This window comes from Methylogaea oryzae (assembly GCF_019669985.1).
Classification (GTDB): Bacteria; Pseudomonadota; Gammaproteobacteria; order Methylococcales; family Methylococcaceae; genus Methylogaea; species Methylogaea oryzae.
On sequence record NZ_AP019782.1, the window covers coordinates 3977311 to 3990802 of the forward strand.

Consider the following 13492-nt stretch of genomic DNA (forward strand, 5'->3'; position numbering starts at 1 on the left):
ACGAGGACGCGCGATCATCGGCGTCTATGCCTCGAGGTTCAGTTCCTTGATTTTGCGGCTCAGGGTATTGCGGCCGTAGCCCAATAACTTGGCCGCCCGCTGCCGGTGGCCGTTGGTGAATTGCAGCGCCGCCTCGATCAGCGTGCTTTCGGCTTCTTCCAGGGCGTCCTTGGCGATGTCGCTATCGCCCACGCGCAGCCTGAATACCGCCCATTGTCGAAATATGCTGACCCAGTCGGAGGATTCCGTCGGGGCCAGGGGCTTGGTTTGCTGCAGCTCGATGGGCAGATCCTCCATGTGCACGACTTGGCCGATGGCCATCAAGGTCAGCCAGCGGCAGACGTTTTCCAATTGCCGCACGTTGCCCTCCCATTGCAAGCCGCACAGGTGTTCCACGATATCCGGATGCACCGTCCGGGGCTCGACGCCCAATTCGGCGGCGGTTTTCCTGAGGAAATGCTGCAGCAACAAGGGAATGTCTTGCCGGCGTTCGCGCAAGGCCGGCAAGTGAATGCGAATGACGTTCAAGCGATGAAACACGTCCGCGCGAAACCGGCCTTCCGCCACCAGCTGCTCCAGGTTCTGGTGGGTGGCGGCGATGATGCGCACGTCCACCTTCAGAGGCGTATGGGCGCCGACCGGATAGAGCTCCCCGTCGGCCAGCACGCGCAGCAAGCGGGTTTGCTGATCCAACGGCATGTCGCCGATTTCGTCCAGAAACAGGGTGCCGCCGTTGGCCTGTTCGAAACGTCCGACGCGGCGCGTCAGCGCGCCGGTGAACGCGCCGCGCTCGTGGCCGAACAGCTCCGATTCCAGCAAATCACGCGGAATCGCCGCCATGTTCAAGGCGATAAACGGCTTGCCGGCGCGGGGGCTGTGGCGATGCAGGGCGCGGGCGACCAATTCCTTCCCGGTGCCCGATTCGCCGTTGAGCAGCACGGTAACACTGGAGTAGGCCAAACGTCCGATGGCGCGGAACACCTCCTGCATGAGCATCGCGCTGCCGACAATTTCCGGGTTCGCCTCCACCACCTCCTGTGCGGGAATACCGTAGCTTTGCCGCTTGGCAAGGCTCAAGGCGCGATTCACCAGGGCGACGAGTTCCTTGGCGTTGACCGGTTTGGGCAAGCATCCGTAGGCGCCGTTTCGCCACGTCGGCTCTGACTCCGGCGAGCCGGACGGCTCCGTCATGGCGATCACAGGCACATGATTGGGCGTGCGCCAACCCGATCCGAATTCGCCCAGCGCCTCGGCCTCGGCCACCAGCACGCCGTTTTGACCGTGTGCCAGCTCGCCGGTCAATACGCCGGGATCGGCCACGTAGCGCACGTCGTAGCCGGCCTTCCCCAACGCCTTGGTCAGTTTCGTGCGGACGGAATGATCGCTTTCCATGATCCAAACACAGCCTGAATAATTCACAAGTCACTCCCCGAGGCTCGCATAGTGAATAGCGCTTTTACGATGGACCGTTGAGGCCAATTGCCCGATGGGATTAAGCGGCCAACTTCGGTTTCCGGCGCAGACGCCGAAACCCCGGACGATGTTATCGAGTCGATAAGATTATGGCAAGCTTAAATGATCTTCGCTGGCTCGAGCATGATGCCGGATCCCCGCAGAGCGGAAGAGGGGATGGACGCTCAACAACCGGCCGATCAGGCGTTATTGCCGGGGAATTCGGCGGCCGCGCGCTGGCGCTTCCCGGCAGGCAGCCCATAGGGCAACCGATGGCGTAAACTTGGCCCCGCCCATCTCGCCATCGCGGATAAGCCTGTCATGAACGAAGAAAGACGATCACGCGCCTCCTCCAGCCTCAGGCAATTTTTCGACGATCAAATCGAGCACCTGCAAAAACTGGTCGATGGCTTGGGCGGCCCCAGCCCGGAAGAGGCACGGCGGACGGAAGAAGACCGGCAGATTGTGGAAAGTTTCGTCGATGCCTCCAACCGGAAAATTCGCGCGGTCAACGGCTATTCGCAAAAGCTCCGCCCCCACGTGCGGCAGCTATACAACCATGTGCTGGAAGTGGCCGACGCCATCCCCGCGCCGATCGAACTGAGCGCCACCGCGTTCGGCCGCGACCCGCTGGTCAACGCCCTGTTCGCCGACAGCAGCGAAATAGAAGGACTGTTTCGCGGCGGTCCGGAGGCCGACAGCTTTTGCCGCGCCTACCACCGGCTGCAAGTCCCGGTCATGTACGGCCTGATGACCGCAGCCAAAACCGTCAAGCGAACGCTGGGGGTGGGCATGCAGGGGGACGTGGTGGTTCACGACGTGCCGCAGGACGCGGTCAATTTCTCGCAGCATAAGATTCACGCCCCCTGCGCCAGCGCCACGGAGCTGCACACGGCGCTGCGGCACTACCTGTTCAACCGCGTGGTGGAATCGATCCGCCTGGACCTGGCGGCGCGCATGAACGCCAACCCGTTCGCCGCCGTGGCGGCCTCCTACGAAACCCGCGTCAACAGCCTGGCCAACCCGGACGTGTACGTGAAAGCGCTGCTGGAATACCTGGAAGAACCGGCCAAGCTGCTGAGCATCGAGCAATCCCACCTGAAGCTGAGCAAGCTGGGCATCAAGCTGGCCGAAGAAGACCGGCAATGCGCCAACGAATTCGACCTGCACGAACTCGCCTGGAGCAACCACGCCCGCGAGGTGGTGGCGTTGATCGCGTATCCGCGCTGAAAGTTTTGCCGTTCAGGCAATACGCCGCAGGCCTTTTACCTGCCCATGGCGAAAGCAGCTTACCAAATGGTCGTTGACCATCCCGGCAGCCTGCATGAAGGCATAGCAGATGGTGGGGCCGACGAACTTGAAGCCGGCCTGGGTGAGAGCGCGGCTCATGGATTCCGACTGGGGGGTGGAGGCGGGCACTTGCGCCATGCTGGTCCAGGCGTTCTGCAGAGGCTCGCCGTCGACGAAGGCCCACAGGTAATCGGTAAACGATCCGGCCGTTGCGGCCAGCTCCAGATAGGCACGGGCATTGCGGATGGAGGCCGCCACCTTGGCGCGATTGCGGACGATGCCGGCGTCGGCCAGCAGCCGCGCCGCGTCGGCCTCGCCGTAGTCGGCGATGACGGCGGGGTCGAAGCCTTCATAGGCAAGGCGATAGGCTTCGCGTTTCTTGAGGATGGTGGACCAGGACAAGCCGGCCTGGGCGCCTTCCAGGATCAATAACTCGAACAAGGCGCGGTCGTCCACCAGGGGCGTGCCCCATTCCCGGTCGTGGTAGTCGCGGTACAGGCCGAAGCCTTCGCACCAGGGGCAGCGAATCGGTTCCATGGGCGGGGAGGCCACTTTACGAACTATTCCACCGTCACCGATTTCGCGAGATTCCGGGGCTGATCCACGTCCGTGCCGCGAATCACCGCCACGTGATAGGCCAGCAGTTGCAAAGGGACGCTGAAGACGATGGGGGCGATTTCCTCGGCGGCTTTGCCCACCCGCAACACGTGGACGCGCTCGCTACCGGTGAAATCCACGTCTTCGTCGGCCAGCACGTACAGTTCGCCGCCTCTAGCCTGCACTTCCTGCAGGTTGGATTTGAGCTTGTCCAGCAGCTCGTCGTTGGGCGCCACCGCCACCACCGGCATGTCGGCGTCGATCAGGGCGAGGGGACCGTGCTTGAGTTCGCCGGCGGCGTAGGCTTCGGCATGGATATACGATATTTCCTTCAGTTTGAGCGCGCCTTCCATGGCCACCGGATATTGGGAGCCGCGCCCCAGGTAGAGGGCGTGGTGCTTGTCGCCGAAGCGGGCGGCCCATTGCTCGAGTTGCGCGTCCAGCCGCAGGGCGCCCGCCACTTGTTGCGGCAAGGTTTGCAACTGCGCGACGATGGCGGCTTCTTTTTCCGGCGTGAGTCCGTGACGGCGACCCAGGGCCAACACCAACATCAGCAGGGCGGCCAACTGGGTGGTGAACGCTTTGGTGGAAGCCACGCCGATTTCCATGCCGGCGCGAGTCAGCAATACGGAGTCGGAATCCCGCACGATGGAGCTTTGCGGCACGTTGCAGATGGCCAGCGTGTGGACGTAGCCCAGTTGCTTGGCTTCCTTCAACGCCGCCAGGGTGTCGGCGGTTTCGCCCGATTGGGAAATGGTCACGAACAGGGTGCCGGGACGCACCACTTGCTTGCGGTAGCGGAATTCGCTGGCCACTTCCACGTTGCAGGGGAGGTTGGCGAGGGATTCGAACCAGTAGCGCGCCACCGAACCGGCATGGAAGCTGGTGCCGCAGGCGACGATCTGCACCGCCTGGATATGGTCGAACGCCGCCGCTGCCGCCTGGCCAAAGGCCGCGTCCACCACTTGGCCGGCCGCCAGGCGGCCGTCCAGGGTCTTTTCCAGGGCGACCGGCTGCTCGAAGATTTCCTTGAGCATGTAGTGGCGATATTCGCCGCGCTCCACGGCGTCCAACGTCATGCGCGACTCGGTGACGGGCCGCTCCACGGCCGATCCGGCTTTGTCGTAGATGCGGACGTTTTCCGGGGTCAGGTCGGCGATGTCGCCGTCGTCCAGGAATACGAAACGCTGGGTTTCACCCACCAGCGCGTAGATGTCCGAGGCGATGAAATTTTCGTCCTCGCCCAATCCCACCACCAGCGGGCTGCCGTTGCGGGCGGCCACCATGCGATGCGGTTCCGATACGCATATCACGCCCAAGGCGTACGCGCCCTGCAAACGGGCGATGGCTTGCGTTGCGGCCTCGAACAGGCCGAGGCCCTGTTGCATGTAATCGTGGATCATCACCGCCGCCACTTCCGTATCGGTATCGGAAGTAAACGAATAGCCCTTGGCTTGATATTCGATGCGCAGGGGTTCGTGGTTTTCGATGATGCCGTTGTGCACCACCGCCACGCCGCCGCATACGTGGGGGTGGGCGTTGCGCTCGGCCGGCACGCCGTGGGTGGCCCAACGCGTATGGGCGATGCCGGTTTTCCCGTCGATAGGATTGGCCTGCAGGTTTTGCTCCAGCTCGCGGATTTTCCCGGTTTCGCGCGCGCGCAGCAGTTTGCCTTCGCCGTCGAGCAAGGCCACTCCGGCCGAGTCGTAGCCGCGGTATTCCAGACGCCGGAGGCCTTCGACCAACACCGAACAAATGGACCTATGGGAAACGGAACCGACGATGCCGCACATAGTGAGTTACCTTGATAAGTAGAAATGGGCCGCTTTTCGTTCGCTCGCGCCAGCGGCGACGTCCGGTCAGTTTTTCTTCACCGGCCGCTTCCAGCCATCCACGGTCAGCTGCTTGGCGCGGCTGAGGGTCAGCACCTCCTCCGGCGCATCGCGCGTGATGGTGGAACCGGCGCCGATGGTGGCGTTTTTCCCCACCCGCACCGGGGCCACCAGCTGGGTGTCCGAGCCGATGAAGGCGCCGTCCTCGATGACGGTCTGGAACTTGTTGACGCCGTCGTAGTTGCACGTGATGGTGCCGGCGCCGATGTTGACCCCGGCGCCGACGGTGGCGTCGCCCACGTAGCTCAGGTGATTGATCTTGCTGCCGCGATCGACTTGGGATTTTTTTAGCTCGACGAAGTTGCCCACGTGAACATGGTCGGCCAAGACCGTCTGCGGCCGGATGCGGGCGAAGGGGCCGATGCGGCAGCCGGCGCCGATCACGGCGTCGTCGATGACGCTGTTGGCTTCGATGGAGGCGCCGTCGCCGATGTCGGCGTTACGGATAAAGCAATTGGGACCGATCTTCACGCCTAGTCCGATGCGGATATCGCCTTCCAAAATGACGTTGGGGTCGATTTCCACGTCGGTGCCCATGGCTAAAATTCGGCCGCGCAGATCGAAGCGGGCCGGATCGCGCAACGTAACGCCGGCCGCCATCAGCCGTTGAGCTTGGCGCGCCTGGTAAATGCGTTCCAGCTGCGCCAACTGCTCGCGATTGTTCACGCCCAACACGTCGTTGGGATCGGCGGCTTTTTCCGCCTTGATCGGAACGCTTTCCTTCGCCGCCAGGGCGACCAGATCCGTGAGGTAATACTCGCCTTGGGCGTTGTTGTTGCCCAGCTGCGGCAACCACCATTTCAACAGGTCGTAGGGCATGGCCATGACGCCGGTGTTGACCTCCCGTATCGCTTTTTCCGCCTCGTCGGCGTCCTTCTGCTCCACGATGCGCGATACTTGGCCCTGGCTGTTGCGCACGATGCGTCCGTAGCCGTGGGGATCGTCCAGGTCGATGGTCAGCACCGCCAACGCGTTCGCCGCGGCGGCGACCAAGCTCTGCAGCGCCGGGGTCTGCACCAAGGGGACGTCGCCGAACAAGACCAATACCGTGCCGCCGCCTTCGCCCTTGAGATGGGGCAGCGCTTGGGCCACCGCGTGGCCCGTGCCCAGTTGTTGCTCTTGCTTGGCCCACTGTACGCCGCTCGCTTGCAGCGCTTCGCGCACCGTTTCCCCCCCGTGGCCGTAGACCACCGTGATGTTGTGCGGCGCCGTCAGGCTGCTTGCCGCCTCGATCACGTGGCCGAGCAGCGGTTTGCCGCCGATCTGATGCAGCACTTTGGGAATGGCGGATTTCAGCCGCGTGCCTTGGCCGGCGGCAAGAATAACGATTTCGAGGTTGGCGCCCATGGCGATGGCTCTCGCTGATATTACGTGGGTAGGAAATCAAAAAGCAGAAGGCCCAGAAAACTGCTCGCGCAATCTCCTGGGCCGATAGGCGTCCGGTTTGGACAAGTGCTGCGCGGTTTAGCTGCGGCGATACTTTTCCAGCGTACGCAGCTGCTGCATCGCGTGGGCCAACTGCGCCTGCGCTTTGGCGTAGTCGATTTTGCCGGAGCGATCCGCCAGGGCCTCTTCTGCGGCCCGCTTGGCTTCCAGCGCCGCCGCTTCGTCGATGTCGCGGGCGCGCACGGCGGTGTCGGCCAAGACCGTGACGATGTGCGGCTGCACTTCGAGAATGCCGCCGGAAACGAAAAACGGCAAGGTCTCCGTGGCGCTCACTTTGACGCGGACTTCGCCGGGCCGCATTTTGGCGATGAACGGCGCGTGGCGGCCGCCGATGCCCACTTCGCCCTGTTCGGCCGGTGCGAACACCATTTCCGCCAGCCCGGAGTAAATCGCGCTTTCGGCGCTAACGATATCGACGTGAATTGTAATCGCCATGACTTTAGGCCTCTAGTGACTTAAGCCGCCAGCTTCTTGGCTTTTTCCAGAGCCTCGTCGATGGTGCCGACCATGTAGAACGCCTGTTCCGGAATATCGTCGAACTCGCCGTCGACGATGCCTTTGAAACCGGCGATGGTGTCCTTCAAGGATACGTACTTGCCGGGCGAGCCGGTGAACACTTCGGCCACGAAGAACGGCTGCGACAGGAAGCGCTGGATCTTACGAGCGCGGGACACGGTCAGCTTGTCTTCTTCCGACAGTTCGTCCATGCCGAGGATGGCGATGATGTCGCGCAGTTCCTTGTAGCGCTGCAGGGTGCCCTGCACGCGGCGGGTGACGGTGTAGTGCTCCTGGCCGATGACCAGCGGGTCCAGCTGGCGGCTGGTGGAGTCCAGCGGGTCCACGGCCGGGTAGATGCCCAGCTCGGCGATCTGACGGGACAACACCACGGTGGCGTCCAAGTGGGCGAAGGTGGTAGCCGGGGACGGGTCGGTCAAGTCGTCGGCCGGTACGTACACGGCCTGGATGGACGTGATGGAGCCGGTCTTGGTGGAGGTGATGCGTTCCTGCAGCACGCCCATTTCTTCCGCCAGGGTCGGCTGGTAGCCCACCGCGGACGGCATACGGCCCAACAGTGCGGACACTTCGGTACCGGCCAGGGTGTAACGGTAGATGTTGTCGATGAACAGCAGTACGTCGCGGCCTTCTTCACGGAAGTATTCCGCCATGGTCAGGCCGGTCAAAGCCACGCGCAGACGGTTGCCGGGCGGCTCGTTCATCTGGCCGTACACCAGGGACACCTTGTCCAATACGTTGGAGTCCTTCATTTCGTGGTAGAAGTCGTTGCCCTCGCGGGTACGCTCGCCCACGCCGGCGAACACGGAGTAGCCCGAGTGCTCGATAGCGATGTTGCGGATCAGCTCCATCATGTTCACGGTCTTGCCCACGCCGGCGCCGCCGAACAGGCCGACCTTACCGCCCTTGGCGAACGGGCAAACCAAGTCGATCACCTTGATGCCGGTTTCCAACAGTTCCGTTGCCGGGGACTGATCCTGGAACGCCGGCGCCTTGCGGTGGATGCCCCAGCGGGCTTTTTCGCCGATCGGGCCTTTTTCGTCGATGGGATCGCCCAGCACGTTCATGATGCGGCCCAGGGTTTCCGTGCCCACCGGTACGGAAATGGCGGCACCGGTGTTGGTCACGTCCAGACCGCGCTGCACGCCGTCGGTGGTGCCCATGGCGATGGTGCGAACCACGCCGTCACCCAACTGTTGCTGCACTTCCAGGACCAGGTTCTGGCTATCCACGCGCAAGGCGTCGTAAACCTTCGGCAGTGCGTCGCGGGGGAATTCTACGTCCACCACAGCACCGATAATCTGTACGATTTTGCCCGAACTCATGTTGCGTCCTCTTTACTTAAATCTTGTAGAAGCTAACTGTTGTTAAACAGCGGCGGCGCCGGCGACGATTTCCGCCAGTTCCTGGGTAATGGCGGCTTGGCGGGTTTTGTTGTAGATCAACTGCAATTCCTTGATCGCCTTGCCCGCGTTGTCGGATGCGCTTTTCATGGCCACCATACGCGCGGCCTGCTCGCAGGCGACATTTTCCACCACGCCCTGGTACACCTGGATCTCCACGTAACGCTTGAGCATTTCGTCGAGCACCTCTTTGGCGTCCGGCTCGTAGATATAGTCCCAGTGGTGCTTGAGGTCCGCGTCCAATTCTTCCGCCTTGATGGGCAGCATCCGCTCCAAAGTGGGACGCTGCGTCATGGTGTTGACGAATTCGTTGGACAACAGATAAAGCGCGTCGATCTTGCCTTCTTCGTAGGCGTCCAGCATCAGCTTGATGATGCCCAGCAAGTCCGCCTGGCTCGGCGCGTCGCCCAAGTGCGTCACTTGGCCGATCACGCGGGCGCCGGCATTGGCCAGGAACACCGAGCCCTTCTGGCCGACGGTGCACAAGTCCACTTCCACACCGGCTTTTTCCCATTCTTTCAGCCGAGCCAACGCCATGCGGAACAGGTTGGTGTTGAGGCCGCCGCACAAACCGCGATCGGAGGACACCACGATCATGCCGATGCGCTTCACGTCGCGCGCCACCATGAACGGATGTTGGTATTCCGAGTGCGCATGCGAAATATGGCGAATGATTTGGGCCGCACGACGCGCATAAGGCCGGGACGCGTTCATGCGGTCCTGGGTTTTGCGCATCTTGGAGGCCGCCACCATTTCCATGGCGCGGGTGATCTTCTGCGTATTTTTTACGCTAGCGATCTGGTTACGTATTTCTTTGCCGGCAGCCATGGCACGTCCTTACCAGCTATGGGTCGTCTTGAAGCGGGTAATCGCTTCGCGCAGGCCCTTTTCGATGTCGGCGTTGTAATCGCCCTTGGCGTCGATGGTGTTCATCAACTCGCTGCATTCGGACTTCATGAAGCTTTGCAGCGCGTCTTCAAAGGCGCGAACCTTGGAAACTTCCACGTCATCCAAGAAGCCTTCGTTGGCCATGAACAGTGACACCGCCATTTGCGACACGGACATGGGCGCGTACTGGTTCTGCTTCATCACCTCGGTGACGCGGCGACCGCGCTCGATCTGCTTGCGGGTGGCTTCGTCCAGGTCGGAAGCGAACTGGGCGAATGCCGCCAATTCGCGGAACTGGGCCAAGTCCAGACGCACGCCGCCGCCCAGCTTCTTGATGATCTTGGTCTGGGCCGCGCCGCCGACGCGGGATACCGACAAACCGGCGTTCACCGCCGGACGCACGCCGGAGTTGAACAAGTTGGTTTCCAGGTAGATCTGGCCGTCGGTGATGGAAATCACGTTGGTCGGTACGAAAGCCGACACGTCGCCTGCCTGGGTTTCGATGATGGGCAGCGCGGTCAGGGAACCGGTCTTGCCTTTCACCTTACCCTTGGTGAGCTTTTCCACCTCGTCCGCGTTGATGCGGGAAGCGCGTTCCAGCAAACGGGAGTGCAGGTAGAACACGTCGCCGGGGTAAGCTTCGCGGCCCGGCGGACGGCGCAGCAGCAGGGATACCTGGCGGTAAGCCCAAGCCTGCTTGGTCAAGTCGTCGTAGACGATCAGGGCGTCTTCGCCGCGGTCACGGAAATATTCGCCCATGGCACAGCCGGCGTAGGGCGCGATGAACTGCATGGCGGCCGATTCGGAAGCGCCGGCGGCGACGATGATGGTGTGAGCCATGGCGCCGTGCTCTTCCAGCTTGCGCACCACGTTGGCGATGGAGGATTGCTTTTGGCCCACCGCCACGTAGATGCACTTAACGCCGGTGCCTTTCTGGTTGATGATGGCGTCGATGGCGATGGCGGTCTTACCGGTCTGGCGGTCGCCGATAATCAGCTCGCGCTGGCCGCGACCCACGGGAATCATGGCGTCGATAGCCTTGAGGCCGGTCTGCAACGGCTGGTCCACCGATTGGCGAGCGATAACGCCCGGCGCGATTTTTTCGATGGGGGAGGATTCCTTGGTGTTCAGCGGGCCCTTGCCGTCGATGGGGTTGCCGAGGGCATCCACCACGCGGCCGAGCAGGGCTTCGCCCACCGGCACTTCGAGAATGCGCTTGGTGGTCTTGACGCTGTCGCCTTCGGACAGGTGCTGGTAGCTGCCGAGCACCACGGCGCCCACCGAATCGCGCTCCAGGTTGAGCGCCAGACCGTAGGTATTACCGGGGAATTCCAACATTTCGCCTTGCATCACATCGGCCAAGCCGTGAATGCGCACGATGCCGTCGGTGAGGCTGACGATGGTGCCCTCGGTGCGGGTTTCCGCCCCCAGGTCGATTCCTTCCAGGCGCTTTTTAATCAGATCGCTGATTTCGGATGGGTTCAGTTGCATAACTTTAATCTCACTTAACTGTCTAGTCGCTTAGCCAGTCGCTGAAGTTGTCCTTTGATGGAACCGTCTATGACCTTGTCTCCGGCGCGCACGACGACGCCGCCGATCAACGAGCGATCCACGGTCACGTCCAGTCGCACCTTTTTGCCCAATGCTTTTTGCAAGGACTTGGCCAATTGCTTTTTCTCGGCATCGTCCAGGTCAAAGGCGCTTGCTACGCGGGCGTCGAGGAAACCTTGCTCTTCGGCCCGGTATTGCTCGTACAGCGCGGCGATTTGGCCGGTCAAGACCAGCTTGCCGTTATCGGCCAGCAGACGAACGAGGTTTTTACCCTCTTCGCTCAGCCCTTGTTGACAGGATTCGATAAGCAGGTCCGCGAAGCCGCGCCGCCCCAGCTTGGGATTGCCCGCCGCGTTTTTGACGCCTTCGGCGGCCATCAACTGGGCCAGGAATCCTAGCGTTTCCGACCACTGGTCGATGGCGCCGGTTTCCTTGGCCCGCTTGAATACTGCCGCCGCGTATGGACGTGCCAGGGTAGCCAACTCGCTCATGGGGCTATCCTAATTGCTTGCTGATCTGGGTGAGAACGGCCTTGTGCTTGGCTTCGTCCACCTCGGCGGTAAGAATTTGCTCGGCAGCCGCAACGGCCAGCGTCGCAACCTGCTTCTTCAGGGATTCCTTCGCCTGCTGCACCTGCTGGTCGATTTCCGACTTAGCGACAGCCACCAAGCGCTCGCCTTCGGCTCGCGCGGCCTGTTTGGATTCGTCGACCACTTCGTTGGCGCGTTTCTGCGCCATGGTAACGATTTCCGCCGCCTGGTCCTTGGCTTCCTTCAGCAGCTTTTTCGCCCGCTTTTCGGCAAGCTCCATCTCCTCCTTGCCTTTGTCGGCCGCAGCCAAACCTTCGGCGATGCGTTTCTGCCGCTCTTCCATGGCTTGCATCAGGGGCGGCCACACGTACTTCATGGTGAACCACACCAGAAGGGCGAATGTGATCATCTGCCCGATCAAGGTAGCATTGATACTCACGGCGCCATCCTCACTTTATAAAGTTTTGCGTTCAAGCGCGATTTATTGCGGAACGAACGGGTTGGCGAAAGTGAAGAACAAAGCCAGACCCACGCCGATCATCGTCACGGCGTCCAACAGACCTGCCACGATGAACATTTTCACCTGCAGCATCGGAACCATTTCCGGCTGACGTGCGGCGCCTTCCAGGAACTTGCCGCCCAACAAGCCGAAGCCGATAGCGGTACCCAGGGCACCCATGCCCAGAATCAAACCTACTGCCACAGCGGTCAAGCCGTATACGATTTCCATGATTGCCTCCAGAGTTTTTAGGGTTGAGTTAACGAAACTTAATCAGTGCTCTTCGTGTGCCATGCTCAGGTACACGATGGTCAGCACCATGAAGATAAACGCTTGCAGCGTGATGATCAGAATATGGAACACGGCCCACGGGAAGCTGAGCACCGGCTGGATGTAGCAGGGCAGCAGGGCGATGAGGATAAAGATCAGCTCGCCGGCGTACATGTTGCCGAAGAGTCGCAGCGCCAGCGAAACAGGCTTGGCGATGTATTCCACCACGTTGAGCAGGATGTTGAACGGCACCAGGGCGATGTGGTCGAACGGGTGGAACAGCAGTTCCTTGCCGAAATGGAACACGCCTTTGACTTTCAGGTTATAAAAGATGATCAAGGCGAAAACCGAAAGCGACATGCCGAAAGTGGCGTTCAGGTCGGTGCTGGGCACCACGCGCAAATAGCTCAGCCCCATCCACTTGCCCAAGGAGGGCAGCAGGTCCACCGGCAGCAGGTCCATGAAGTTCATGAGCCAGATCCAGCAGAAAATGCTCAGGGCCAGCGGCGCGATCAGGGGATTGCGGCCGTGAAAACTGTCCTTCACCTGGGTGTCGACGAACTCCACCAGCATTTCGGCGAAATTCTGCAGACCGCCGGGCACACCCGTGGTGGCTTTGATGGCGGCCATGCGGAACGCCATGAGAAACACCAAGCCGAGGAACAGGGAGAAAAACAGGGTGTCGAAATGCAGCGTCCAAAACCCTTCGCCGCTGGACAAGGGCGTGAGGTGGTGGACGATGTAGGCGGTTGAACCGTGCGCTTCAGTAGCCATGGCCGATCACTTTGTTGGGTTGTCGTTTAAAAGCAGGGCGAACCAAAATACCGTCAGTACCGCGACAAATGTCGCTATCAATGGCGCAAAAACGACATTGGGCAGTTGCAGCACCAGGCTGAACAGCAGGGCTGTGCTGACCAGCTTTACGGTTTCGCCGACGTAAAAGCTGTGGACTATTTCGCGTGCTGTTTTTTTGTTTTGGCTCTTGCCGACCCGTGTTGCGAAGTAGGCATTGGGCAGAAACGCCGCCAGTCCGCCCAACAGCGAAGATCGCGCGGCTTGCTCACCGCCGGCTAAGTAAGCTATCCACACCGCCGCCGCGACAACCAGCGCTTGTCCGCGCAGTAATTGCCTTATGGCTGGGAACAACGGTGACGCACGCAT

General features: G+C 61.4%; 14 protein-coding genes. 1 reads left to right on the forward strand and 13 read right to left on the reverse strand.

Annotation, left to right across the window (positions count from 1 at the left end):
- Positions 1-24 precede the first annotated feature (24 nt).
- Positions 25-1392 carry a nitrogen regulation protein NR(I) gene (gene ntrC / locus K5607_RS17760; RefSeq protein WP_054772748.1) on the reverse strand — a complete coding sequence of 456 codons (1368 nt, stop codon included), beginning with the start codon at positions 1390-1392 and terminating at the stop codon, positions 25-27.
- 381 nt (positions 1393-1773) lie between these two features.
- Here ntrC and K5607_RS17765 point away from each other — a divergent pair, with 381 nt between their 5' ends.
- Positions 1774-2682 (forward strand): hypothetical protein, encoded by a 909-nt coding sequence (locus tag K5607_RS17765; RefSeq protein WP_054772739.1) that lies wholly within the window; start codon positions 1774-1776, stop codon positions 2680-2682.
- Positions 2683-2694: 12 nt separating this feature from the next.
- Here K5607_RS17765 and K5607_RS17770 read toward each other — a convergent pair whose 3' ends face one another.
- From K5607_RS17770 to K5607_RS17825, 12 genes are all read right to left on the reverse strand, one after another.
- Positions 2695-3279: a DNA-3-methyladenine glycosylase I gene (locus K5607_RS17770; RefSeq protein WP_221047803.1), complete on the reverse strand. Its 585-nt coding sequence runs from the start codon at positions 3277-3279 to the stop codon at positions 2695-2697.
- A gap of 23 nt (positions 3280-3302) precedes the next feature.
- Positions 3303-5132 (reverse strand): glutamine--fructose-6-phosphate transaminase (isomerizing), encoded by a 1830-nt coding sequence (glmS, locus tag K5607_RS17775; protein ID WP_221047804.1) that lies wholly within the window; start codon positions 5130-5132, stop codon positions 3303-3305.
- Positions 5133-5198: 66 nt separating this feature from the next.
- Complete coding sequence (gene glmU, locus K5607_RS17780) at positions 5199-6578, reverse strand: bifunctional UDP-N-acetylglucosamine diphosphorylase/glucosamine-1-phosphate N-acetyltransferase GlmU (RefSeq protein WP_221047805.1); 1380 nt, start codon at positions 6576-6578, stop codon at positions 5199-5201.
- A gap of 117 nt (positions 6579-6695) precedes the next feature.
- Entirely contained in the window at positions 6696-7112 is a 417-nt protein-coding gene (locus K5607_RS17785) for a F0F1 ATP synthase subunit epsilon (RefSeq protein WP_221047806.1), read from the reverse strand.
- 20 nt (positions 7113-7132) lie between these two features.
- Complete coding sequence (gene atpD / locus K5607_RS17790) at positions 7133-8515, reverse strand: F0F1 ATP synthase subunit beta (RefSeq protein WP_054772741.1); 1383 nt, start codon at positions 8513-8515, stop codon at positions 7133-7135.
- Between the two features lie 42 nt (positions 8516-8557).
- Positions 8558-9421 (reverse strand): F0F1 ATP synthase subunit gamma, encoded by an 864-nt coding sequence (gene atpG / locus K5607_RS17795; protein ID WP_221047807.1) that lies wholly within the window; start codon positions 9419-9421, stop codon positions 8558-8560.
- 9 nt (positions 9422-9430) lie between these two features.
- The gene (gene atpA, locus K5607_RS17800) at positions 9431-10972 is read right to left on the reverse strand and encodes a F0F1 ATP synthase subunit alpha (protein WP_221047808.1); all 1542 of its coding nucleotides are present in this window, start codon (positions 10970-10972) and stop codon (positions 9431-9433) included.
- Between the two features lie 14 nt (positions 10973-10986).
- On the reverse strand, positions 10987-11523 hold the full coding sequence (locus K5607_RS17805) for a F0F1 ATP synthase subunit delta (RefSeq protein ID WP_054772742.1): 537 nt from the start codon (positions 11521-11523) through the stop codon (positions 10987-10989).
- A 4-nt stretch (positions 11524-11527) separates the two neighbouring features.
- On the reverse strand, positions 11528-12001 hold the full coding sequence (locus K5607_RS17810) for a F0F1 ATP synthase subunit B (RefSeq protein ID WP_221047809.1): 474 nt from the start codon (positions 11999-12001) through the stop codon (positions 11528-11530).
- 42 nt (positions 12002-12043) lie between these two features.
- A complete protein-coding gene (gene atpE, locus K5607_RS17815) occupies positions 12044-12292 on the reverse strand; it encodes a F0F1 ATP synthase subunit C (protein WP_221047810.1) in 249 nt (82 codons plus the stop codon).
- Positions 12293-12334: 42 nt separating this feature from the next.
- Entirely contained in the window at positions 12335-13105 is a 771-nt protein-coding gene (gene atpB, locus K5607_RS17820) for a F0F1 ATP synthase subunit A (protein ID WP_054772743.1), read from the reverse strand.
- Positions 13106-13111: 6 nt separating this feature from the next.
- Positions 13112-13492: an ATP synthase subunit I gene (locus tag K5607_RS17825; RefSeq protein WP_082411335.1), complete on the reverse strand. Its 381-nt coding sequence runs from the start codon at positions 13490-13492 to the stop codon at positions 13112-13114.

Coding starts and splice junctions, on each gene's coding strand:
- atpA (WP_221047808.1), bottom strand. CDS start 10,972: ATGCAACTGAACCCATCCGAAATCAGCGATCTGATTAAAAAGCGCCTG.
- atpE (WP_221047810.1), bottom strand. CDS start 12,292: ATGGAAATCGTATACGGCTTGACCGCTGTGGCAGTAGGTTTGATTCTG.
- K5607_RS17765 (WP_054772739.1), top strand. CDS start 1,774: ATGAACGAAGAAAGACGATCACGCGCCTCCTCCAGCCTCAGGCAATTT.
- atpD (WP_054772741.1), bottom strand. CDS start 8,515: ATGAGTTCGGGCAAAATCGTACAGATTATCGGTGCTGTGGTGGACGTA.
- atpB (WP_054772743.1), bottom strand. CDS start 13,105: ATGGCTACTGAAGCGCACGGTTCAACCGCCTACATCGTCCACCACCTC.
- K5607_RS17825 (WP_082411335.1), bottom strand. CDS start 13,492: ATGCGTGCGTCACCGTTGTTCCCAGCCATAAGGCAATTACTGCGCGGA.
- glmS (WP_221047804.1), bottom strand. CDS start 5,132: ATGTGCGGCATCGTCGGTTCCGTTTCCCATAGGTCCATTTGTTCGGTG.
- K5607_RS17770 (WP_221047803.1), bottom strand. CDS start 3,279: ATGGAACCGATTCGCTGCCCCTGGTGCGAAGGCTTCGGCCTGTACCGC.
- ntrC (WP_054772748.1), bottom strand. CDS start 1,392: ATGGAAAGCGATCATTCCGTCCGCACGAAACTGACCAAGGCGTTGGGG.
- K5607_RS17805 (WP_054772742.1), bottom strand. CDS start 11,523: ATGAGCGAGTTGGCTACCCTGGCACGTCCATACGCGGCGGCAGTATTC.
- K5607_RS17785 (WP_221047806.1), bottom strand. CDS start 7,112: ATGGCGATTACAATTCACGTCGATATCGTTAGCGCCGAAAGCGCGATT.
- glmU (WP_221047805.1), bottom strand. CDS start 6,578: ATGGGCGCCAACCTCGAAATCGTTATTCTTGCCGCCGGCCAAGGCACG.
- atpG (WP_221047807.1), bottom strand. CDS start 9,421: ATGGCTGCCGGCAAAGAAATACGTAACCAGATCGCTAGCGTAAAAAAT.